The 22,048-nt window shown below is 73.0% G+C and carries 25 protein-coding genes; 13 read left to right on the top strand and 12 right to left on the bottom strand.

Annotation, left to right across the window (positions count from 1 at the left end):
• Positions 1–20 precede the first annotated feature (20 nt).
• The 6 genes from ABD993_RS13990 to ABD993_RS13965 are packed head-to-tail and all read left to right on the top strand — an operon-like array spanning position 21 to position 5,952.
• Positions 21–1,676: an ABC transporter substrate-binding protein gene (locus ABD993_RS13990; protein ID WP_345417120.1), complete on the top strand. Its 1,656-nt coding sequence runs from the start codon at positions 21–23 to the stop codon at positions 1,674–1,676.
• Entirely contained in the window at positions 1,673–2,638 is a 966-nt protein-coding gene (locus ABD993_RS13985) for an ABC transporter permease (RefSeq protein WP_345417117.1), read from the top strand. The genes ABD993_RS13990 and ABD993_RS13985 overlap by 4 nt, the downstream gene beginning before the upstream one ends.
• A complete protein-coding gene (locus ABD993_RS13980; RefSeq protein WP_345417114.1) occupies positions 2,635–3,537 on the top strand; it encodes an ABC transporter permease in 903 nt (300 codons plus the stop codon). Before ABD993_RS13985 ends, ABD993_RS13980 begins: the two co-directional genes overlap by 4 nt.
• A complete protein-coding gene (locus ABD993_RS13975; protein WP_345417111.1) occupies positions 3,534–5,180 on the top strand; it encodes an ATP-binding cassette domain-containing protein in 1,647 nt (548 codons plus the stop codon). The genes ABD993_RS13980 and ABD993_RS13975 overlap by 4 nt, the downstream gene beginning before the upstream one ends.
• Complete coding sequence (locus ABD993_RS13970; protein ID WP_345417108.1) at positions 5,177–5,704, top strand: LLM class flavin-dependent oxidoreductase; 528 nt, start codon at positions 5,177–5,179, stop codon at positions 5,702–5,704. Before ABD993_RS13975 ends, ABD993_RS13970 begins: the two co-directional genes overlap by 4 nt.
• Positions 5,701–5,952 carry a hypothetical protein gene (locus ABD993_RS13965; protein WP_345417105.1) on the top strand — a complete coding sequence of 84 codons (252 nt, stop codon included), beginning with the start codon at positions 5,701–5,703 and terminating at the stop codon, positions 5,950–5,952. Before ABD993_RS13970 ends, ABD993_RS13965 begins: the two co-directional genes overlap by 4 nt.
• Before the next feature lie 40 nt (positions 5,953–5,992).
• On the opposite strand, the gene ABD993_RS13960 is transcribed toward ABD993_RS13965, so the two are convergent.
• The 4 genes from ABD993_RS13960 to ABD993_RS13945 are packed head-to-tail and all read right to left on the bottom strand — an operon-like array spanning position 5,993 to position 8,253.
• On the bottom strand, positions 5,993–6,265 hold the full coding sequence (locus ABD993_RS13960; protein WP_425568989.1) for a hypothetical protein: 273 nt from the start codon (positions 6,263–6,265) through the stop codon (positions 5,993–5,995).
• Between the two features lie 43 nt (positions 6,266–6,308).
• Positions 6,309–7,493, bottom strand: coding sequence for an RNA polymerase sigma factor (locus tag ABD993_RS13955; RefSeq protein WP_345417102.1), 1,185 nt, complete (start codon positions 7,491–7,493; stop codon positions 6,309–6,311).
• Entirely contained in the window at positions 7,493–7,882 is a 390-nt protein-coding gene (locus ABD993_RS13950) for a YciI family protein (protein ID WP_345417099.1), read from the bottom strand. Before ABD993_RS13950 ends, ABD993_RS13955 begins: the two co-directional genes overlap by 1 nt.
• 14 nt (positions 7,883–7,896) lie before the next feature.
• A complete protein-coding gene (locus tag ABD993_RS13945) occupies positions 7,897–8,253 on the bottom strand; it encodes a pyridoxamine 5'-phosphate oxidase family protein (RefSeq protein WP_345417096.1) in 357 nt (118 codons plus the stop codon).
• A gap of 251 nt (positions 8,254–8,504) precedes the next feature.
• Here ABD993_RS13945 and ABD993_RS13940 point away from each other — a divergent pair, with 251 nt between their 5' ends.
• Entirely contained in the window at positions 8,505–9,692 is a 1,188-nt protein-coding gene (locus tag ABD993_RS13940; RefSeq protein ID WP_345417093.1) for a homogentisate 1,2-dioxygenase, read from the top strand.
• A 106-nt stretch (positions 9,693–9,798) separates the two neighbouring features.
• Positions 9,799–10,491: a TetR/AcrR family transcriptional regulator gene (locus tag ABD993_RS13935; RefSeq protein WP_345417090.1), complete on the top strand. Its 693-nt coding sequence runs from the start codon at positions 9,799–9,801 to the stop codon at positions 10,489–10,491.
• A gap of 101 nt (positions 10,492–10,592) precedes the next feature.
• Here the strand turns inward: ABD993_RS13935 and ABD993_RS13930 are convergent, their stop codons facing one another.
• From ABD993_RS13930 to ABD993_RS13920, 3 genes are read right to left on the bottom strand one after another with little or no spacing between them, the layout of a single operon-like run.
• The gene (locus ABD993_RS13930) at positions 10,593–11,216 is read right to left on the bottom strand and encodes a CoA transferase subunit B (RefSeq protein ID WP_345417087.1); all 624 of its coding nucleotides are present in this window, start codon (positions 11,214–11,216) and stop codon (positions 10,593–10,595) included.
• Entirely contained in the window at positions 11,213–11,959 is a 747-nt protein-coding gene (locus tag ABD993_RS13925; RefSeq protein WP_345417084.1) for a CoA transferase subunit A, read from the bottom strand. The genes ABD993_RS13930 and ABD993_RS13925 overlap by 4 nt, the downstream gene beginning before the upstream one ends.
• A gap of 57 nt (positions 11,960–12,016) precedes the next feature.
• Positions 12,017–12,658 carry an HAD hydrolase-like protein gene (locus ABD993_RS13920; RefSeq protein WP_345417081.1) on the bottom strand — a complete coding sequence of 214 codons (642 nt, stop codon included), beginning with the start codon at positions 12,656–12,658 and terminating at the stop codon, positions 12,017–12,019.
• A gap of 40 nt (positions 12,659–12,698) precedes the next feature.
• Here ABD993_RS13920 and ABD993_RS13915 point away from each other — a divergent pair, with 40 nt between their 5' ends.
• A complete protein-coding gene (locus ABD993_RS13915) occupies positions 12,699–13,826 on the top strand; it encodes a lyase family protein (protein WP_345417078.1) in 1,128 nt (375 codons plus the stop codon).
• Positions 13,823–14,599 carry an IclR family transcriptional regulator domain-containing protein gene (locus ABD993_RS13910; protein WP_345417075.1) on the top strand — a complete coding sequence of 259 codons (777 nt, stop codon included), beginning with the start codon at positions 13,823–13,825 and terminating at the stop codon, positions 14,597–14,599. The genes ABD993_RS13915 and ABD993_RS13910 overlap by 4 nt, the downstream gene beginning before the upstream one ends.
• A 1-nt stretch (position 14,600) precedes the next feature.
• On the opposite strand, the gene ABD993_RS13905 is transcribed toward ABD993_RS13910, so the two are convergent.
• Positions 14,601–14,828, bottom strand: a complete 228-nt coding sequence (locus tag ABD993_RS13905) for a hypothetical protein (protein WP_345417072.1) — start codon at positions 14,826–14,828, stop codon at positions 14,601–14,603.
• A gap of 86 nt (positions 14,829–14,914) precedes the next feature.
• On the opposite strand from ABD993_RS13905, the gene ABD993_RS13900 reads away from it, so the two are divergent.
• The 3 genes from ABD993_RS13900 (at position 14,915) to ABD993_RS13890 (ending at position 17,766) form a co-directional block, all read left to right on the top strand.
• Positions 14,915–15,868 (top strand): helix-turn-helix domain-containing protein, encoded by a 954-nt coding sequence (locus ABD993_RS13900; RefSeq protein ID WP_345417069.1) that lies wholly within the window; start codon positions 14,915–14,917, stop codon positions 15,866–15,868.
• Between the two features lie 52 nt (positions 15,869–15,920).
• Positions 15,921–16,229, top strand: a complete 309-nt coding sequence (locus ABD993_RS13895) for a hypothetical protein (RefSeq protein ID WP_345417066.1) — start codon at positions 15,921–15,923, stop codon at positions 16,227–16,229.
• A 214-nt stretch (positions 16,230–16,443) separates the two neighbouring features.
• Positions 16,444–17,766, top strand: coding sequence for an FAD-dependent oxidoreductase (locus ABD993_RS13890; protein ID WP_345417064.1), 1,323 nt, complete (start codon positions 16,444–16,446; stop codon positions 17,764–17,766).
• 16 nt (positions 17,767–17,782) lie between these two features.
• Here ABD993_RS13890 and ABD993_RS13885 read toward each other — a convergent pair whose 3' ends face one another.
• From ABD993_RS13885 to qcrC, 4 genes are all read right to left on the bottom strand, one after another.
• Positions 17,783–18,052, bottom strand: coding sequence for a hypothetical protein (locus ABD993_RS13885; protein WP_345417061.1), 270 nt, complete (start codon positions 18,050–18,052; stop codon positions 17,783–17,785).
• A gap of 288 nt (positions 18,053–18,340) precedes the next feature.
• Positions 18,341–20,020, bottom strand: a complete 1,680-nt coding sequence (gene qcrB / locus ABD993_RS13880) for a cytochrome bc1 complex cytochrome b subunit (RefSeq protein WP_345417058.1) — start codon at positions 20,018–20,020, stop codon at positions 18,341–18,343.
• Complete coding sequence (qcrA, locus tag ABD993_RS13875; protein WP_345417055.1) at positions 20,017–21,135, bottom strand: cytochrome bc1 complex Rieske iron-sulfur subunit; 1,119 nt, start codon at positions 21,133–21,135, stop codon at positions 20,017–20,019. Before qcrA ends, qcrB begins: the two co-directional genes overlap by 4 nt.
• A complete protein-coding gene (gene qcrC, locus ABD993_RS13870; RefSeq protein WP_345417052.1) occupies positions 21,132–21,986 on the bottom strand; it encodes a cytochrome bc1 complex diheme cytochrome c subunit in 855 nt (284 codons plus the stop codon). The genes qcrA and qcrC overlap by 4 nt, the downstream gene beginning before the upstream one ends.
• Positions 21,987–22,048: the final 62 nt, after the last annotated feature.

Raw genomic sequence — 22,048 nt, 5'->3', positions numbered from 1 at the left:
CATCCACCAGAGGAAACACCATGTCCCGTCCCACCCGTCATCGCTGGCTGACGGCCCTGCTCGCGGGGGCCACGCTCGCCCTCGCCGCCTGCTCCGGCCCGGCCTCCGGGAGTGGGGACGCCGCCGCGGGCCCGCCCGTGCGAGGCGGCACGCTGAAGGTCGCGTTCTTCCCCGACAATCCGGCCTTCTCCTGCGTGGACCCGTTCCAGACGTACTGGATCGAGCACCGCTCGGTGATCCGCAACATCGCGGACTCGCTGACCGACCAGGACCCGGATACCAACGAGATCAAGCCCTGGCTCGCGCAGAGCTGGGAGGTGTCCCCGGACGGCAGGGAGTACACGTTCCACCTGCGGAACGGCGTCACCTTCAGCGATGGGACCCCGCTCGACGCGGCCGCGGTCAAGGCGAACTTCGACGGGTGGGCGGAGACGGTCAAGTCCACCGGCGGCGCCGCGTACGGCTCCAGCTACATCCTCGGGTACTCGGCGTCCGAGGTCGTGGACCCGACGACGGTGCGGGTGACGTTCGCGCAGCCGAACTCGTCCTTCCTGCAGGCCACCTCGACCACCAACCTGGCCCTGATCAGCCCGGCCTCGTTCCAGAACTCGACCAAGGACCGCTGCCTCGGCGAGTTCGTCGCCTCCGGCCAGTTCGTGCTCGACCAGTACTCGCCCGGCCAGAGCCTGACGATCAGCCGCCGCCCCGGGTACGCGTGGGGTTCCGCGCTGTCGCGGAACACCGGTGAGGCCTACCTGGACAAGGTCGAGTTCAGCTACGTCGCCGAGGACGGCGTCCGCACGGGCAACCTGGTCAGCAAGGCCGTGGACATCGCGTGGCCGCGCAACCCGTTCACCGCCGAGGACCGCGAGCTGATCTCCCGCTCCGACGCGACCCTGCAGTCCCGTTCGCTGCCGGGCGTCTCCTACAGCCAGTTCGCGAACACCAGCGCGGGCAGGCCGCTGTCCGACCCGGCCGTGCGCCAGGCACTCTTCAAGGCCGTCGACCTGCCGACCTACGCTCAGACGGTCTTCGGCGACGGGTACCCGGTCGTCGAGGGCGCCTACGACGCCACCACCCCGTACTTCTCCTCGGTCGCGGGCAAGCTGGCCTACGACCCCGAGGGCGCGAAGGCGGACCTCGACGCCGCGGGCTGGACCGTCGGGCCGGACGGGTACCGGTACAAGGACGGCGCCAAGCTCACCCTGGTCTACCCGCTGACCGCGTTCAACGTGGGCGCCGAGCTGTTCCAGGACCAGCTCAAGCAGGTTGGCATCGAGGTCCGGCTGGACACCGTCACTCAGGCCGAGATCCCCGCGAGGCTGTCCAACGGGGACTACGACATCACTCAGACCTACTTCACCCGCGCGGACCCGGGCGCCCTGCAGTTCGTGCTCGACCCCGACCTGGCGAACTCCAAGGCGCTGGCCACCAACTCCATGACCCCGGAGGTCCGCGCCCAGGTCAAGCAGCTGTTCGCGCAGGCCATCCAGACCACCGACCCGGCACAGACCACCCGGGCCTACGCCGACCTGCAGAACCTGCTGATCGACCAGGGCGTGACGTTCCCGCTGTTCGAGCGGGTGCAGTACGCCGGGGTGAGCAACGCGGTGCAGGGCTTCGCGTTCACGTCGGAGAGCTTCCTCAAGCTCGCCGACGTCTGGAAGACCTCGTGAACCGCACCGTCCGGTACGTGCTCGGACGCGTCGCCCAGGCGGTCGGTGTGCTCTGGGCGGCGTTCACGGTGACGTTCGTGGTGCTCTACCTGCTGCCCAGCGACCCGGTCGCACTGCAGCTCGGCGCGGCCGGGATCGAGACGGACAAGCTCACCCCGGAGCAGCTGGCACAGGTGCAGGCACAGTTCGGGCTGGACCGGTCGGTGCTCGCGCAGTACTGGGGCTACCTCACGGGCGCGGTGCGCGGGGACTTCGGCACCTCGTTCGCCCAGGGCAGGCCGGTGGCGGAGCTGATCGCGGAGCGGATCGGCCCCACCCTCACGCTCAGCCTCGCGGCGGGGACACTGGCGCTGGTCTCAGGGACCGCCCTGGCGTACCTGGCCGCGGCCGTCCGGTGGCGGCCCGCGCGGCTGCTGCTGACCAGGCTGCCGTCCGTCGGCGCGGCGTTCCCGCAGTTCTTCGTCGCGCTGCTGTTGATCCAGCTGCTCTCCTTCACCCTCGCGTGGCTGCCCGCCACCGGGGACGCGGGCTGGGAGACGCTCGTCATGCCGTCGCTGACGATCGCGCTGCTCACCGGTTCCGTGCTGGCCCAGGTGCTCATGCGCAGCTTCGACGAGACCCTCCGCCAGCCCTACATCGCGACGGCCCGGGCGACCGGGCTGTCGCGGGGGGCGGTGCAGCTCGTGCACGCCTTCCGCAACGCCGCGCTGCCCGCCGTCACCATCCTGGGCGTGCTCGTCGGGCAGACCGTGACCAGCGCGATCGTCGTGGAGACGGTGTTCACCCGCAACGGGGTGGGCAGGCTCGCCCAGGAGGCCGTGCTGGCCCAGGACGTGCCGGTGGTGCTCGGGGTCGTCACCCTCGCCGCGGCGCTGTTCGTCACGGTGAACCTGGTCGTCGACCTGCTGTACCCCCTGCTCGACCCGCGGATCATCCACACCCCGAAGGTGAGCGCGCCATGACCCTGTCGTTGAGCCGGGACCTCGAGGCGCCGGAGGAGGACGAGCTCGCCGCGGACACCGAGCCCACCGGTCGTCGGGCGGCGCTGTGGTCCGCCCTACGCACCCTCGCCCGCCGCCCCGGGTTCCTGCTCTCCGCGCTGTTCCTGCTGTTCGTGCTGGCCTCGGCGTTCGTACCGCAGCTGTTCAGCGGCTACGACCCGTACGCCACGGCACCGAAGGACCGGCTGCTCCCGCCGAGCGCCGCGCACCCCTTCGGCACCGACGACATCGGCCGCGACCTCTGGTCCCGGATGCTGAGCGGCTCCGAGCTGACGATCAAGGCCACGCTGATCGCGCTGGCCATCGCGATCGTGGCCGGACTCGTGCTGGGGGTGGTGTCCGGCTTCTTCGGCGGGTTCACCGACTCGCTGATCATGCGGTTCTCGGACGTCCTGCTGGCGATCCCGGGGCTGCTGCTCGCGCTCGCCATCGTCACGGCGCTGGGGTTCGGCACGATCCCGGTGGCCGTCGCCGTCGGGGTGGGGATCGTGCCCGGCTTCGCCCGGACCACCCGGGCCGAGGTGCTGCGCGTCCGGACCCTGCCCTACGTCGAGGCCGCCCGCACCGGCGGTGCGTCCTGGCCCCGGATCCTGGTTCGGCACCTGCTGCCCAACTCGTGGGGGCCGGTCGCCGTGCTGGCGGTGCTCGACGCGGGCGTGGCGATCATCGCGATCGCCTCGCTGAGCTTCCTCGGCTTCGGGGCCGCCCCGCCCGCCGCCGAGTGGGGCAGCCTGATCTCCGCGGGCCGCAAGTTCATGATCACCGCACCGTGGGTGTCCCTGCTGCCGGGGCTGTTCGTCGCCGCGACGGTGCTGACGCTCAACCACGTGTCGAAGACCCTGCAGGAGTTGGAGCGATGACGACCGTCGAGCCGCTGGTCCGGATCCGCGGCCTGGAGATCGGCTACGCCCGCCGCGGCCGGGTCGCACCGGCCGTGCGCGGGGTGGACCTGGACATCGCCCCCGGCGAGGTCGTGTCGCTCGTGGGCGAGTCCGGCTCGGGCAAGACGACGATCGGCACCGCCCTGCTCGGCCTGCTGCCCGCCAACGCCCGGGTCACCGCGGGCTCGGTCACCATCGCGGCGCCGGACGGGCCGGCCGAGGTCGTCGGCGCGAAGGAGCGGGTGCTGCGCGGCCTGCGCGGCTCCGTCGTGGGACTGGTGCCGCAGGACCCGATGGTCGGGCTGAACCCGACCATGCGGATCGGCGCCCAGGTCGCGGGCCCGATCCGGCTGCGCGGGGTCCGCGGGCCGCAGGTCGACCTCGAGGTCGTCGAGGCGCTGGAGCAGGCGGGCGTCGACCAACCGGTGCTGCGCGCCCGGCAGTACCCCCACCAGCTCTCGGGCGGGCTGCGCCAGCGGGTGCTGATCGCGATCGCGCTGGCCGGGCGGCCGCGGCTGATCGTGGCGGACGAGCCCACCAGCGCCTTGGACGTCACCGTGCAGCGGCGGATTCTCGACCACCTGGAGGGCCTGGTCCGGGACTCCGGCATCTCGCTGCTGGTGATCACGCACGATCTCGCCGTGGCCGCGGACCGCAGCGACCGGGTGGCGGTGCTGTCCCACGGGCGGATCGTGGAGCAGGGCAGCCCCCGGTCGATCCTGGTCGCGCCCGCCGAGGCCTACACCCGGCGGCTGATCGCCGCGGCGCCCGGCCTCGCCCACGGCGGCCGGATCGTGCCGCGGCACCCGGAGAAGCGGGAGCCGACGACCGAGCCGCTGCTGCGGCTGCTCGGGGTCGGGAAGCGCTACGCCCTCCCACGGGGGCACGGCTCCGGCGCGCTCACCGCGCTCGACGACGTCTCCCTGGACCTCCGGGCCGGGCGCACCCACGCGCTCGTCGGCGAGTCCGGGTCGGGGAAGACGACCGCGCTGCGGCTGGCCCTCGGCCTGGAGCAGCCGTCGTCGGGCCGGGTGCTGCTGGGGGGCACGGACCTGACCGGCCTGGGCTGGAAGCAGACTCGGCCGCTGCGCCGAGACGTGCAGCTCGTGCACCAGAACCCGTTCGCCTCCCTCGACCCGCGGTTCACCATCGGGCAGAGCATCACCGAGCCGCTGGTGTCGTTCGGGATCGGGGACCGCCGATCCCGCACGGCTCGGGCCCTGGAGCTGCTGGAACAGGTCGCGCTGCCCGCGTCCTACCTGGACCGGCTGCCCGCCGAGCTGTCTGGCGGCCAGCGCCAGCGCGTGGCGATCGCCCGCGCGCTGGCCCCGGCGCCGCGGACCGTGCTGCTCGACGAGCCGGTCTCGGCCCTCGACGTGTCCGTGCAGGAGCAGATCCTCGCCCTGCTCGCGCGGCTGCAGGAGCAGCTGGGCCTGTCCTACCTTTTCGTGTCCCACGACCTCGCCGTGGTCGCGCAGATCGCGCACACGGTGACGGTTCTGCGCCGCGGCCGGATCGTGGAGGAGGGTGCGGTCGCCGCCGTGTTCGGCCGTCCGCGGGAGGACTACACCCGTGGGCTGATCGCCGCGGTGCCGGGACGACGGGCGGAGCCCGCCGCGTGATCCCCGCCGACCTGGGTGTGACCGCGGCGTTGCAGGCCGGGGGTGGGACCAGGGCACTCGGTTTCACCACCCGGGTGGCCTGGACGGACGACCCCGGCCAGGGCCTGCGGGACGGCGTCGCGCTGTACCGGGCGGCCGAGGAGCTCGGGTACCAGGCGGGCTGGGCCTACCAGCGGCACTTCGACCACTACCTGTCCTCGCCGCTGCCGTTCTTCGCGGCGGTGGGCCAGCACACGTCGAGGATCCGGTTGGGGTCGGCGGTCATCCCGATGCGCTACCAGGACCCGATCCTGCTCGCCGAGGCCGCGGGGACGACGGACCTGCTGGTGGGCGGGCGGCTCGACCTGGCCCTCGCGACGGGTTCCACGGCGCTGTGGGACCGGTGTTCGGCGCGGCGACGTCCGATCCGCGGACGGAGGCGAAGCGCCGGTTGGCGCGGTTCCTGGCGGCCGTCGGCGGGAAGTCCCTGCACACGGTGGACGGACCGGGCCAGGGCGCACCTGTCGGGACCGAGGTGCGGGTGACCCCGCGCAGCCCCGGCCTGCGGTCCCGGCTCCGGCGGGGCGCGGCGAGCCTCGAGTCCGCTGTGGACGCCGCGGCGGCGTCGATCCTGCCGGGCACCTCGGCCGCGCTGCGCGAGGCCTACGCCGCGTACGACCACGAACGCCGCACGCAGGGCATGGCCGCCTCCCGTCCGCTGGAACAGAACACTCGTCTGATCACCGACCTCGCTCGGACGGGTGCTCCGGCTGTGGGCTGGTCCCCTGGCTGATCTCGCGCTTCGGGGGAGTGAAGGCTCTCCGGGTGATGGACTACGCCCTCCGGGGGGCCTCGCTCCGGAGGGGGCTGCCACCTCCGTCCTTCCGACCCCGGAGGGCAGCACGGGTTCCACCCGGGCCGGGCTGCCCGCCCTCCCACCAGCCCCGCGGGACCGCGGGTCGGCGGACCCGGGCGGGATGGTCGACCGCGCTCGGCACGGTGGCGAGCAGCGGCGAGGGGTCCGGGTCGGCGGGGCGGGGACGCACCCGCAGGCCGCTCGGGTCGGCCTCGCCGCGGAACGACCCCCAGTGCGTGCTGTGGAACACGCCCCAGTGCACCTCGCACACGCCGCCCGCGTCCAACGACGATTCAGGATCGGGACCGATCACCAGGCGCGTTCGCCCGCGCCGCTCGCAGCGTCAGGTGCCGCTGCTCGGCGAGGTTCGTGGTCCGGGCGGCAGCCACGGCGAAGTGTCGGGCCGCGGCCTCCCGGTCCCCGCGCATCGCGTGCAGGTGCCCGCGGACGGCGTCCACCCGGAAGTGGCCCGGCAGCGACGGCGCCACCTCCTCGACCGCCGCGAGTCCCGCCTCCGGACCGCGCACCATCGCGACGGCGACGGCCCGGTTCAGCGCGACCACGGGGGAGCCGTCGAGCCGGAGCAGCAGGTCGTACAGGCCCAGGATCTGGGCCCAGTCCGTGGGCTCGCCCGCGTGCACCGCGGCGATCGAGGCCTGCAGCTGGTAGACCCCGACCACCCCGCGGGACCGCGCGGCGACCAGGATCCGCAGCCCCTCCGCGAGCAGCTCCCGGTCCCAGCGCGCGCGGTCCTGGTCCGCCAGCTCCACCAGCTCGCCGCTCGCCGTGGTCCGCGCGGGCCTGCGCGCCTCGGTGAGCAGCATCAGCGCCAGCAGGCCCGCGATCTCCGGATCCGCGGGCCGCAGGCCGTGGACCGTACGGGTCAGCCGGATCGCTTCGGCGGCGAGGTCGGGTCGGTCCAATGTGGACCCGACCGCGGTGACGTGGCCCTCGGTGAACATCACGTACAGCACGTGCAGGACCGAGGCGAGGTCCGGCTCGTCCGGCATGACGAACCGGCCACCCGCCGCGGCGATCTTCGCCTTCGCCCGGCTGATCCGCTGGGCCATGGTGGCCTCGGGGACCAGGAACGCGGCCGCCACCGCCGCCGTCGAGAGGCCCCCGACGGCCCGCAGGGTGAGCGCGACCGCGGAGGCGGGCGTGAGCACCGGGTGGCAGCAGAGCAGCAGCAGGGTGAGGGTGTCGTCCGCCGCGGGCACGTCCCCGGGCTCGGTCTCGAGCCGGGCGGCCGCGTCCTCGCGCTCCCGGCGCGCCCGCTCGGCCCGGTACCGGTCGGTCATCCGGCGCTCGGCCGTGCGGACCAGCCAGCCGAGCGGGTTGTCCGGCTCGCCGTCGACCGGCCAGTGCCGGGCGGCGGCGAGCAGCGCCTCCTGGACGGCGTCCTCCGCGGCGGCGAAGTCCCGGTGCCTGCGCGCCATGATCCCCACCGCCCGGGGGCCGAGCTCGGCCAGGTCCATCAGCCCAACTCCAGGACCTGCCGGACCTCGATGTGCTGGCGCAGCGGCACCCCGCCCGGCCCGGGCGCGGCGGAGACCCGCGCGGCGATCTCCAGCGCGCGCTCCTCGGACTCCACGTCCACCAGCTGGTAGCCCGCCAGCGCCTCCTTGGTCTCGCCGAACGGCCCGTCGGTGACGACGGTGCCCGCGGGCCCACCCGCTGTCACCACCCGGGCCAGCACGGGGTCGACGAGCGGGGTGAACTCGACGAGCTCGCCGTGTTCGGTCAGCTCGGCGTTGAGCGCGGACAGGCACGCCAGGTGGGCCTCCGCATCCGCCGGGTCCCACTCGGACATCGGCGGCACCCGGCTCGTCGACTCGTGGGTGGTCAGGATCAGGTACCTGGGCATGGCGCGATCCTCTCTCACCGGGCCGCCGCGACGAGGTCCGCCGCGGCCTTCGGGATGGTGGTCTCGAAGTCCGGCAGGGTGGCCTCGTCCGGCACCCCCTCGACCGTCTCGACGGCCACGGCGCCGCGCACCGGCAGCACCGTCGCCGGGAAGCCCTCGGTGTCGATCGTCAGGGCGACCCGCGGGTTGGCCCGGATCGCCGCGACCTCGGCCGACCTCTCCACCGTGCAGACGATGACGGTCTTCCCGGTCCAGTGGAAGGCCACCGGGACGACGTAGGGGTCGCCGTCGAGGCCGGTGTAGGCGAACCGCGCGGGGATCGCCGAGGCGAACAGCTCCGTCGCGAGCGGGGTGTGCAGGACGTCGGTCATGGTCACTCCTGGTGTCGTGTCGTTCATCGGGGTGACGGAGCCCCTCCGGGCTCCTCGACACGGCCATGGTGTGACCTGAGACACATCGCTGTGCCGTGGAGGCGACTGGTCGGTGACGCCCTCGGGCAATGGGGCTCGGCTGGGCGTCGGGGGCGGCGATCGATGTCGCAGGCGCACGTCGTCGGATTCCGGCCGGCGGCGGCCGCGGCTGGGTAGCCTGGTCGGCGAACCCGGGAGCGAGGAGGCTCGTCGTGGCGTACTACCGCAGCGTCGGGAGCGTGCCGCCGAAACGGCACACCCAGCACCGGACCCCCTCCGGTGGGCTGTACGCCGAGGAGCTGATGGGGGAGGAGGGGTTCTCCGCGGACTCCGCGCTGCTCTACCACCGCGGGATCCCGTCGGCGCTCGTCGCGGCCGAGCCGTGGGAGCCGCCGGACTCCGCGCTGACGGAGAACCGGCCGCTGCTGCCGCGGCACCTGCGGCTGCACACCCTGTTCCCGGACGGCGAGGGCAAGCGCGCCGACGCCGTCACCGGGCGGCGGACGGTGCTCGGCAACGCGGACGTGCGGATCGCCTACGTCGTCGCGGGCGAGGCGTCGCCGCTGTACCGCAACGCGGTCGGGGACGAATGCGTGTACGTGGAGGCGGGCACCGCGACCGTCGAGACCGTGTTCGGGGTGCTGCACGCGGTGGCGGGCGACTACGTCCTCCTCCCGCGCTCGACGACGCACCGCTGGATCCCGACGGGCCCGGACCCGGTGCGGCTGTACGTGATCGAGGCGAACTCCCACCTCGCCCCGCCCGCGCGCTACCTGTCCCGGTTCGGGCAGCTGCTGGAGAGCGCGCCCTACTGCGAGCGGGACCTGCACGGTCCCACCGAGCCGCTGCTGGTCGAGGGCACGGACGTGGAGGTGCTGGTCAAGCACCGCGGGGGCCGGGGGATCACGGGCACCCGCTACGTCCACCCGACGCACCCCTTCGACGTCGTCGGGTGGGACGGCTGCCTGTACCCGTACACGTTCCACGTCTCGGACTTCGAGCCGATCACCGGGCGCGTGCACCAGCCGCCGCCGGTACACCAGGTCTTCGAGGGCGACAACCTGGTGATCTGCAACTTCGTGCCGCGCAAGGTGGACTACCACCCGCTGTCGGTCCCGGTGCCGTACTACCACTCCAACGTGGACTCCGACGAGGTGATGTTCTACTGCGGCGGGGACTACGAGGCGCGCAAGGGCTCCGGCATCGCTCAGGGCTCGATCAGCCTGCACCCCGGCGGCCACAGCCACGGGCCGCAGCCCGGCGCCGTCGAGCGGTCGCTCGGGGCGGAGTCCTTCGAGGAGCTGGCGATCATGGTGGACACCTTCCGCCCGCTGGACCTGGGGGAGGGCGGGATCGCCGCGGAGGACCCGAACTACGCCTGGACCTGGGCCCGCGGCTGAGTGCCGCGGGCCCGGGGTCCGGTCCGGCTCCTCGCGCCGCCACAGGGCCGACACCGGGTAGCGCGGATCGATGCCCCGGCCGCCTGCTCGGCCCTACGATCAGCCCATGAGCGGACCCGAGCGCAAGGCGACCGCCCGCCGTGAGCTGGTGGAGAACGAGCTGTACGAGCACGCCACGCGGCTCTTCGCCGAGCGGGGGTTCGCGGGCACCAGCCTGCAGGACATCGCGGACGCGCTCGGCATCACCCGACCCGCGCTCTACTACTACGTCAAGAGCAAGGACGAGCTGCTCGCCACGCTGGTCACCGAGGTCACCCACGGCCCGCTGGACGAGCTGAACGCCCTCGTGGCGGGGGGTGGGGACGCCGAGGCCCTGCTGCGCGGGATCGTGGAGGTGATCGTCGGGCGCCGGGCCACCCAGCCCGAGCGGTTCCGGCTGCTCATCCGGTCCGAGGCGGAGCTGCCCGCCGAGCTCACCGCGGCGTACGACGAGGGTCGCCGGGCCGTCCTCAAGGTCATCGCCGGGGTGGTCGAGGACGGCGTGCGCAGCGGCCGGTTCCGCCCGGTCGACGCCCGGGTGGCCGCGTTGGGCGTGCTCGGCATGTGCAACTGGGTCGCCTGGTGGTTCCACCCCGGCGGCCGGGACTCCGCGGAGGGGGTGACGGCGCAGCTCGCCGACATGGCCGTCGGCGCGCTGGTCCGGCCGGACCACCAGGTGCCGGAGGCGGAGGGCCCCGCCGCGGCCCTGAAGCTGCTGCGCCAGGACCTGGACCACCTGGAACGCGTCCTCGATCTGTGACGCGACGACGACCGCATCGCTTCCCCCTCGCTCCACCGTGTTCGTTCCGAGCGTGACGGGGGCGTGGTCGGTGGGGGTGCACGTTCGGAACGATCGTGGACCTAGAGCAGGGGGGCGCCCGTCTTCTCCCGGACCTCGTCCTCGCTCACCTCGAAGGTCTCGACCAGCCTCAGGCCCTCGGGGGTCACGTCGATGACCGCGAGGTCGGTGATGATCCGGGTCACGCAGCCCACGCCGGTGAGCGGCAGGGTGCACTGCGGGAGGATCTTGGGCGACCCGTCCTTGGAGACGTGGTCCATCATCACGATGACCGTGCGGGCGCCGTGGACCAGGTCCATCGCCCCGCCCATGCCCTTGATCATCTTGCCGGGGATGGCCCAGTTGGCGAGGTCACCGGTGGCGCTGACCTGCATCGCGCCCAGCACGGCGACGTCCAGGTGGGCGCCGCGGATCATCGCGAAGCTGTCCGCCGAACCGAAGTAGCTCGCCCCGGGCAGGACCGTGACGGTCTCCTTGCCCGCGTTGATCAGGTCGGCGTCCACCTCGTCCTCCCCCGGGTAGGGGCCCACGCCGAGGATGCCGTTCTCGCTGTGCAGCACCACGGTCCGGTCCGCCGGGATGTGGTCCGGGACCAGGGTGGGCATGCCGATGCCGAGGTTGACGTAGGACCCGTCCGGCAGCTCGTCGGCGACCCGCTTGGCCAGCTCTGCGCGGGAGAGGCTCACTTCTGCACCGTCCTGAACTCGACCGGCTTCTCCACGTCCGGCACGTGCACGACGCGCTGGACGTGGATGCCGGGGGTGTGCACCGCGTCCGGGTCGATCTCGCCGGGCTCGACGAGGTGCTCGACCTGCGCGATGGTGATCCGGCCCGCCGCGGCGGAGTCCGGGTTGAAGTTCCGTGCGCTGCGCCGGTAGACCAGGTTGCCGTGCCGGTCGCCCTTCCAGGCGTGGACCAGCGCGAAGTCCGGGGTGAGGGCGCGCTCGAGGACGTACCGCACGCCGTCGAACTCGCGGATCTCCTTCGGCGGCGACATCACCGCGACGGACCCGTCCGCGGCGTACCGCCAGGGCAGCCCGCCGTCCGCCACCAGGGTGCCGACGCCGGCCGGGGTGAAGAACGCGGGGATGCCCGCGCCGCCCGCCCGGAGCCGCTCGGCGAGCGTGCCCTGCGGGGTGAGCTCCAGCTCGAGCTCACCGGCCAGGTACTGGCGCGCGAACTCCTTGTTGTTGCCCACGTACGACCCGACGGTGCGGCGGATCCGACCGGCCGCCAACAGGGTGCCGAGGCCGAAGCCGTCCACCCCCAGGTTGTTGCTGATCGTCTCCAGGTCGGTCGCGCCCTGCTCGAGCAGGGCGGCGATCAGCACCGTCGGGACGCCGGACATGCCGAACCCGCCGACGGCGAGGGAGGCCCCGTCGCCGATGTCGGCGACCGCCTCCGCGGCCGACTCCACCACCTTGTCCATGCCGGGCACCGTACGCCGAGTTCGTATAACGCACAAGAGTTCGCAATGCGAACAGGGCTACCCGAGGAGGGCCCGCTGCAGGGTCCGGGCGGTCGGGTGGATCTCGACGGCGCCCGCCGCCGTGAGCTCGCCGGGCTCGCTGTAGCCCCAGCCCGCGCCCAGGCAGCGGATGCCGTGGGCGGCCGAGCCGAGCACGTCGTGCTTGCGGTCGCCGACCATCACGCAGTCCGCCGGGTCGGGGGAGCCCAGCCTGCGCAGCACCTCGCCGACCACGGCGGCCTTGCTCGGCAGCTGCGCGTCCACGGTGTCGCCCGCGATCTCGGTGAACAGTGCGGTCCACCCCTGGTTCTCCAGGATCTGCCGAGCCGCGGGCTCGGCCTTGCTGGTGGCGAGGGCGAGCCGGGCTCCGGCCTCGACCAGGGCGTGCAGCAGGTCCTCGATCCCCGGGTAGGGAGTGGACTCGAGCAGGCCGCTATCCCGGTACAGCGGGCGGTAGAGCGTGAGGATCCGCTCGGCGGCGGTCTCGCCGACCAGCGGCGGCAGGGACTCGTAGAGCGGCGGGCCGAGCAGGTGTGGGCCGATGACGGAGTCGTCCCACGGCACGCCGACCTGGTCGAACGCGGTGCGCAGGGTCCCCAGGATGCCGGGTGCGGAGTCGACGAGGGTGCCGTCGAGATCGAGGAGCACGGTTCGGGTCACCCGCGCATTGTGTCCGATCGCATGGCGTACGGTTGTCCGCATGACGAACAGCGGGCTCCTCACCCCACTGTACGGTGCCGACGCCGTCGCGGAGCGGCTCACGGACGAGGCCTGGATCGGGGCGCTGCTCGCGGTCGAGGTCGCGCTCTCCCGCGCCGCCGCCCGGCACGGCCTCGTAGCGGGCGAGGACGCCGAGCGGGTCGCCGCGGCCGCCGACGGTCTCGCGGTGGACCCGGATGCGCTCGCCCGGGCCGCTGTCGAGGGTGGGAACCCGGTGATCCCGCTGGTCAGGCTGCTGCGGGAGGCCGCGGGAGCGGCCGGCTCCGCGGTACACCCGGGCGCCACCAGCCAGGACGTGATGGACACCGCGCTCGTGCTGCTGGTGCGCGGCGCGAGCGGTCCGCTGCTGGGGGACCTGCGCGGGGCCGCGGACGCCGCGGCCGGGCTCGCCGCCACCCACCGGGACACCCCGATGATGGCCCGCACCCTCGCCCAGCAGGCGCTGCCCACGACGTTCGGGCTGGTCGCGGCGGGCTGGGCCGCCGGACTGGACGCCGCCGCGCGGGACCTCGCCTCCCGGGTCGCCCTGCTGCCGGTGCAGTTCGGGGGAGCGGCGGGCACGCTGGCCGGGTCCTCGCCCGCGGTGGCGGACACCCTCGCCGAGCTGCTCGGGCTCGCCCCCCAGGGCGTGCCGTGGCACACCGAGCGCACCCGGATCGGAGCCCTGGCGGGTGCGCTGGGGGTGGCGGCGGGGGCGTGCGCGAAGGTCGCGACGGACGTCGTGCTGCTGGCGCAGACGGAGGTCGGCGAGGTGTCGGAGGGGGCACCGGGGGACTCGTCGTCCATGCCGCACAAGCGGAACCCGATCGCGGCGGTGACCGCGCGGGCGTCGGCCCGGCGGGCGCCCGGGCTGGTCGCGACGCTGCTCGCCGCCATGGACCACGAGCATCAACGCGGAGCGGGGCCCTGGCACGCGGAATGGGGCACGCTGACCGACCTGCTGGCCACCACCGGCGGCGCGGCCGCGCGGCTGCGCACCGGCCTGGCGGGGCTGAAGGTGCACCCGGACGCCATGCGGCGCAACCTGACCACGCCCGATCCGGACACCGGGCACGCCGCCGCGCTGGTCTCGCGCATCCTGGACGCACGTGCGGGGGACGCCCGATGACCGCCGCCACCCCGCGCCCCGAACACGTCCAGTCGCTGGCCCGCGGCCTCGCGGTGATCAAGGCCTTCGACGGTGCGCATCCCGCACAGACCCTGTCGGACGTCGCGCGGTCGACCGGGCTGACCCGCGCCGCGGCCCGGCGCTTCCTCCTGACGCTCGCCGAGCTGGGCTACGTCCGCACGGACGGCAGGCTCTTCACGCTGACCCCGCGGGTGCTGGAGCTGGGCTACTCGTACCTGTCCGCCCTGTCCCTGCCCGAGGTCGCGGAGCCGCACCTCGAGGAGCTGGTGCAGCTGGTGCACGAGTCGGCCTCGGTCGCGGTGCTCGACGGCACGGACGTCGTCTACGTCGCCCGGGTGGCCACCAGTCGGATCATGACCGTGTCGGTCACGATCGGCACCCGGTTCCCGGCCTACGCCACGTCGATGGGGCGCGTGCTGCTCGCGGCGCTGCCGCCCGCCGAGCTGGAGCAGCGCCTCGGCGAGCCCCGCGCCTTCACCGACCGGACCGTCGCCGACCCGGCCGCGCTCCGCGACCTGCTCGGCGACGTCCGGGCGGCGGGCTACTGCCTGGTGGACCAGGAGCTGGAGGAGGGCCTGCGTTCCATCGCGGTCCCGATCAAGGACCCGATGGGCCGGGTGGTCGCGGCGGCGAACGTCAGCACGCACACCAGCCGCGGCACCAAGGCCTGGCTCCGGGACGAGGCCCTCCTGCACCTGCGCGCCTGCGCCGGTGCGATCCAGGCGGACCTCAAGGGCGCCACCCGATCCTGATCTAGATCCGCAGCCGGGTCTCCACGTCGGCGGGGGAGTCGGGCAGGGCGCGCAGGTCCGCCAGGAGGCGGGCGTGGTCGGCGTCCTCGGGCGGGATGCGGTGGAACGGCACGGCGTTGCCGACCCGGACGGGGTGCAGCCCGCCGCGTCGGGTGCGGACCGGCGTCCACGCCAGGATCCAGGCGACGAGCGCGACGACGGCGACGAGGGTGAGGATCGAAGAAGTCATGGCAGGAAGTGTGCTGTAGTCCAGTTCCCGCCAGAAGTGGCATGGAAGACAGCCCCCGTAAAGATGCTGCCAGTACGCTGGCGGCCATGCTGCGGAGTGTCGCCGTGCTCGTGCTGGACGAGCTGGCCGTGTTCGAGTTCGGCGTGCTGTGCGAGGTCTTCGGCCTCGACCGTTCCGACGACGGGCTCCCGGTCCTCGACTTCCGGGTCTGCGGGCTGGAGGCGGGCAAGGCCGTCACCACCAGCGGCGGGGTGGACATCGTGCCCCACCACGGGTTGGACGGGCTGGCGGGCGCGGACCTCGTCGCCGTCCCGGCCACCCGGCTGCGCGAGTACCCGGAGGGCGCCCTGCAGGCGCTGCGGGACGCCGAGGCCGCGGGCGCCACGATGCTCAGCGTCTGCTCCGGGGTGTTCGTGCTGGCCGCGGCGGGGCTGCTGAGCGGGCGCAAGGTGGCGACCCACTGGCACAGCGCGGACGAGCTGCGCGCCTCCTACCCGGACGTCGAGGTCGACCAGGACGTGCTCTACGTGGACGACGGCAACCTGATCACCAGCGCGGGCACCGCCGCGGGTATCGACGCCTGCCTGCACCTGGTCCGCCGCGAGCTGGGCAGTGCGGTGGTCAACGGGATCGCCCGCCGGATGGTCGTGCCGCCACAGCGCGAGGGCGGGCAGCGCCAGTTCATCGAGCGGCCGGTGCCGGAGTGCTCGGCGGACTCCCTGGGGCCGATCCTGGACTGGCTGCTCGGCCACCTGCACGAGGAGCACACCGTCGCGGACCTGGCGCGGCGCGCGTCGATGTCCGAGCGCACCTTCGCCCGCCGGTTCGCCGCCGAGACCGGCACCAGCCCGCTGCGCTGGCTCACCCGGCAGCGGGTCCTGCACGCGCGGCGGCTGCTGGAGGACACCGACCTCTCCGTCGACGCCGTCGCCACCCGCAGCGGGTTCGGCTCGGCGACCCTGCTCCGACACCACTTCCGGCAGGTCGTGGGGGTGGCTCCCGCCGACTACCGGCGCTCCTTCCAGAACGCGGTGGTGTGAGGACGCCGCGGAGGACTTTCCTGAACGGACGCTCAGCACGGACGATGTCCGGATGGATGCACTCCCCGTGGGAGACCAGCCGGTCGAGGACGTCGTCCCGGAGGTGGCCCAGACCAACCGCCGGTTCTCCGCCTCGCCGGTGGAGGGCGGCGTCGCGCTGCGGGCGGTACGGCTGGGACGCGGTCGGCTGACGCTGGAGGTCCCGCTCGGCTCGCGGGCGTCGTACCCGGTGCTGGTGGGCGTCGCGACCGACACCGCGATCGGCATCGCGGTGCACTCCGCGCCCGCGGCCCGGATCGCCGGCAGGCACTGGACACGGTCGTCGAGTACCTGCGCCCGCTGCCGCTCGAGGGGGTCCTGACCTGCCGGTCCACCGCCGAGCGGACCGGGCGCCGGTTCGTGTCGCACCGTACCGAGCTCGTGCTGCCGGACGGGCGGACGGGCGCGGTCGTGCGAACGTCGACGGCGGTGATCTCCCGCGCGGGGTGATCTCGGGGGATACTGCGGAGGACGCGCCCACCACACGCGATCCGGGACCCCTGCCGATCCCGGGTACGAGGAGCAGTGACGCCCACATGCCCGCCCACCCCCGAGTCGCGGTCATCGGTGCCGGTCCGTCCGGCCTCTACGCCGCCGCCGCGCTGGCGACCTCCGACGTCCCCGTGGACGTCGACGTCCTGGACCGGCTGCCCGCCCCGTACGGCCTGGTCCGCTACGGCGTGGCCCCCGACCACGTGAAGATGAAGTCGGTGATCCGGGTGCTCCGGAAGCCCTTCGCCGACGGCTCCCGGGTCCGGTTCCTGGGCAACGTCCGGGTCGGCGAGGGGGGCGTGCCGCTGGACGTGCTGCGTGAGCACTACCACGCGATCGTGCACGCCTCCGGCAGCTCGGTGGACCGCGGCCTGGGCATCCCCGGCGAGGAGCTGCCCGGCAGCCACGGCTCCGGGGCGTTCGTCAGCTGGTACTGCGGACACCCGGACTTCGTCGACCTGGACCCCGCGCTGGACCACCCCGGTGTGGTCGTGGTGGGGGCCGGGAACGTGGCGCTCGACGTCGCGCGGGTGCTGGCCCGCGGGCACGTCGAGATGGCCGCCACGGACGTCCCCGACCGCGTGCTGGAGGCGCTGCGGGGCAGCGGGGTCACGGACGTGCACGTCGTCGTCCGGCGCGGTCCCGAGCACGTCAAGTTCACCCCCGCCGAGCTGCGCCAGATCGGCGACCTGGCGGGGGTGCAGGTCCTGGTGCACGACGACGGCGTGCTCGCCGCGGGCGTCCCCGAACCGGAGGAGCGCAGGCAGAAGCAGAACATCGCCATGCTCACGCAGTGGGCGGCCGATCCCGGCGAGCCCGCGCCGCGGCGCATCCACCTGCACTTCCACCGCACCCCGGTCCGGCTGCTCTCCGAGGGTGGGAGGGTCGCGGGGATGGTCGTCGAACGCACCGGCGGCGGACCGGAGGAGATTCTGGACGCCGGGCTCGTGGTGCGGGCGATCGGGTACGCCGGGGAGCCGATCCCCGGACTGCCGTACGACGAGGCCGCGGGGATCGTGCCGAACGAGGGCGGTCGCGTCGCGCCCGGCTCGTACGTCACCGGTTGGATCAAGCGCGGGCCGACCGGGGTGATCGGGACCAACAAGGGAGACGCCGTCGAGACCGTCGCCGCCCTGCTGGACGACCTGCACACCCTGCCGGACCCGCTGCATCCCGAGCCGGAGTCCGTGGTCGAGGTGCTGGAGGCCTACGGAATCGAGCCCGTCACCTGGACGGACTGGGAGCGCCTGGACGCCGAGGAGGTCCGGCTCGGCGCCGCGCGGGGCGACGCGGAGCGGGTCAAGGTCGCCGAGCTGGCCGAGATGCTGGCCGCGGCCCGAGGCCGCAGCCGCACCCCGTCGAGATGACCTCGGTCTCGACCGATCAGTAGGGGTCGACGGACTCGACGGCGGGCAGGGTGCGAAGGTGCGCGGCGAAGTCCGCCGCCTCCTCCGCGGTCATGCTGACGCTGCAGGTCAGCGCGCTGCACCCGACGCCCTCGCGGACGTCCACCGCCATCTCCTTGACCAGGGTGGCGCAGGCGCGCAGCTCGGCGGTGACCGCCAGGACGCCGTCCATCCCCTGCGTGGTGATGATCGTGTGCCGGCGCAGGATGCGGGAGGCGGTGGTGGGGCGGTCGATCGTGATGCTCATGGGAGTGCTCCGGGGTGCGTTCGTGACGTGCGGGAACGCGAGCCAGGTCTCGGCAGGGTTCTCGACTTCTCAGAAGGCGGGGCGAGAGTCCCGCGGGCGCGACGGCGGCCTGGTTCAGCCGGCGCGCCGGGCTACTACGAGCCCGAGACGCGCGGCGACGAGGATCGCTGCGATTCGCACGTCGAGGACACTAGCACGGGCGTGATCCACGCGACACCCGGTCCTGGTCGAGAAGAGAACAGGGCCCCGCCGAACGAATCCGGCGGGGCCCTGTCGTGGAGCGCGGGATCAGTCGGTCTGGTCCTTCGGTCGACCCGCCTCGGGGCGACCGGCCAGCTCGAGCTGCTGGGAGCGGGCGTCCGACTCCTCGAGCTCGCGGTGGTGGTTCTCGGCGCGTGCCCGCTCCAGGGCCACGGTCTCGTCGACCGGGTCCGGGGAGAGCAGCGACCCCGCGACGGGCTCGCCCGCCGAGCCCAGCTGGTTCATCCGCTTGGGCACCGGGGCGCCCTGGTAGTCCAGCGGGATGGCGTGGCCGTGCGAGTCGACACCGGCCAGCGGCTGGTGCACCTCGATGAACTCGCCGTGCGGCAGCCTGCGGATGATGCCGGTCTCGATGCCGTGCTCCAGCACCGCGCGGTCGGCGCGCTGCAGCCCGATGCACAGCCGGTAGGTCACCCAGTAGGCGATCGGCGGGACCACCAGCAGGCCGATGCGGCCCGCCCACGTCGTCGCGTTCAGCGAGATGTGGAAGAAGTAGGCGATCCAGTCGTTGACGCCGCAGAGCACCAGCCACACGTAGAACGAGATGCCCATGGCGCCGAGCGCGGTGCGGACCGGGACGTCCCGCGGACGCTGCAGCAGGTTGTGGATCGCGGTGTCGCCCGTCATCCGCCGCTCGACGGCGGGGTAGAAGCCCGCCACCACGAACAGCACCGGGAGGAACGCCACCGTGGCCCAGAACGCCGCCGGGATCGTGTAGGTGCCGAAGAGGTAGATCTCCCACGGCGGGAAGATGCGCGCCATGCCCTCGGAGAAGAGCATGTACCAGTCCGGCTGCGAGCCCGCCGAGATGTGCGCGGGGTCGTAGGGGCCGAGGTTCCAGATCGGGTTGATCTGGAAGACGCCCGCCATGATCCCGATAACGCCGGTGACGACGGCGAAGAACGCGCCGCCCTTCGCCGCGAACGCCGGGAGGATCCGGACGCCGACGACGTTGGTCTCCTTGCGGCCCGGTCCGGGGAACTGGGTGTGCTTCTGGTACCAGACCAGGCCCAGGTGCACGCCGATCAGCGCGAGCAGGATGCCCGGGAAGATCAGCACGTGGACGATGTAGAGCCGCGGGATGATCTCGGTGCCCGGGAACTCACCGCCGAAGAGCAGCCAGTGTGCCCAGGTGCCGATCACCGGGATCGACATGATGAAGCCCGAGGCGATGCGCAGGCCGACACCGGAGAGCAGGTCGTCCGGCAGCGAGTAGCCGGTGAAGCCCTCGAGCATGCCCAGCAGGATCAGCACCAGGCCGATGACCCAGTTGGTCTCACGCGGCTTGCGGAACGCGCCGGTGAAGTAGACCCGGAACATGTGCGCGACCATCGAGGCCACGAACAGCAGCGCGGCCCAGTGGTGGATCTGGCGCACGAACAGCCCGCCGCGGACCTCCAGGGAGATCTCGAGCGCGCTCTCGAAGGCCCGGGACATGTGGATGCCGCGCATGTTGTCGAACGGGCCGTTGTACACGACCTCGGTCATGGACGGGTCGAAGAACAGCGCCAGGTACGTGCCCGAGAGGAGCAGCACGATGAAGCTGTAGAGGGCGACCTCGCCGAGCATGAACGACCAGTGGGTCGGGAAGACCTTGTTGAACTGCTTGCGCAGCCCCGCGGCCGGGTGGAACCGCTCGTCCGCCTCGTCGAGCGCGGCCGCAGCCCTGCTCGCCGATGACGTCGTGGGTGTGGTGATGGCGCTCATGGCCTCCGCTCCCAGAATGCCGGTCCGACAGCCTCGATGAAGTCGCTCCGTGCCACGAAGTAGCCCTCACTGTCCACGGTAATGGGCAACTGGGGAAGTGCGCGCGTCGCGGGACCGAAGACGGGACGTGCGTACTCGGTCGCGAGGAACTGCGACTGGTGGCACGGGCACAGGATCCTGTTGTCCTGTGCCTGGTAGAGCGACGTCGGGCAGCCCAGGTGGCTGCACACCTTCGAGAAGGCGTAGAAGTCGCCGTAGTGGAAGTTCTCCTGCCCCTGCCGCTTCACGGTGGGGGTGTCCGGCCGGAGCCGGATCAGCATGACCGGGGCGTCCGAGGCCCGCAGCGCGCGCAGCAGGGCCTCCTCGTCGCCGCGGTCGCTCTCCCGGAACGGGAACACGGTCTCCATGGAGCCGGGCTCCATGTCCTCCGGGCGGACCCGGGAGATCTCGTCCAGGATGCCGGTGTCCCTGCGCAGGTAGACGGTCTCGCCGTTCTCCGGCCGCCAGGGGGTGTGCCAGAGCGCGGCGTCGTCGCCGCCCTTCCACGGGTTGCGGATCAGCGGTCCGAGGGCCGCGATGCCGAGCCCGATGCCGAAGATGCCCGCGGCGGCACCCGCCGAGCGAGTGATCATCTTGCGGCGCGCGATGTCGGTGGTCCGCCCCGCCGACGCGAGCTGGACCATGATCGTCTTGCGGTCGACCTCGTCCGAGCGGCCGTCGTGGCGCTGCTGGACCGAGACCTCCTCGGGGAAGAACTTCCGCACGTAGGAGATGACCCCGATGCCCAGCGCGAGCACCGCGAAGCCGAACAGGAACCCGACGACCGGCGTGTAGAAGTGGTACCAGTCGTACCCCGGCTGACCCGGCGCGACGTACTCGTGCGGCCAGGCGATGAACGCGACGATGAAGCCCAGCGCGGCGAGCGCGGAGAGCACGAACCAGGTCGCGACGGACCGCTCGGCCCGCTTCTCCGCGCGCGTGCCCTTGATCGGCCACTTCGGAGCGTTGTGCACCACCTCGACGTCGTCGAGGCTGCTCGCGAGCCGCTCGAGCTCCTCGGGCGACATCCGCTCAAGCTCTTCGGGGGTGGGCCGCCCCGTGCCCGTGGCGCTCAATTCTTCGCTCCCAACCACATGGCGAATCCGATGATCGACGTGAGGCCGACGATGAAGATGACGACGCCCTCGGTCGTCGGGCCGAGGCCCCCGAGCGGGTTGCCACCCACCTGGTTGTTGCCGTCGGTGACCGACTTGACGTAGGCGATGATGTCCCGCTTCTCCTCCGGCGTGAGCTGCCGGTCGCCGAACTTCGGCATGTTCTGCGGGCCGGTGAGCATCGCCGTGTAGATCTGCTCCTCGGTGGGGGCCTCGAGGCTCGGCGCGTACTTGCCGGACGAGAGGGCGCCACCGACACCGGTGAAGTTGTGGCAGCTCGCGCAGTTCAGCCGGAAGAGCTGCCCGCCGCGGGCCGGGTCGGCGCCGCGCAGGGCCGCCCCGGTCTGCGCCGGGGTCTCCGGGCCGCCGCCGTTGGCCTGGACGAAGGCGCCGAGCGCGTCCAGGTTGGCCCGACCCTCCTCGGTGTCCGGGTCGAACTGGGGCAGCGGGGGCTTGCGCATGGCCTGCGCCTCCTGGCGGGCCAGCGGCATGCGGCCCGAGGAGACCTGGAAGTAGACGGCCGCGTCCCCGACGCCGATGAGGCTGACGCCGCGGTCCTGCACACCCTGCAGGTTCGACCCGTGGCAGGTGATGCAGGCCTGGTTGTAGAGCTGCTCGCCCTTGGCGATCAGCGCGGTGTCCGGCTGCGCCTGGGCCTCGTTCACGGTCCCGGTCGTCTCGCTGAACGCGTAGGCCATTCCGCCGGTGAGGACGAGTGCGGCGCCGAGGGCCGTGGCCGCGGCGAAGCGCCGCTTGAGCTTGCCGTGGCCCCACCGCCTGCGCGGGGGCCGTGTGGTGGATTCGGTGGTCATCGTCGGCGTCTCACCCTCACGGTGGTCGTGCTGTCGGTTCGGGGACAACGGAGTGCTTCTCG

The sequence above is a fragment of the Pseudonocardia xishanensis genome (assembly GCF_039541715.1).
Lineage (GTDB): Bacteria > Actinomycetota > Actinomycetes > Mycobacteriales > Pseudonocardiaceae > Pseudonocardia > Pseudonocardia xishanensis.
This window is presented reverse-complemented; position numbering and strand designations above follow the sequence as displayed.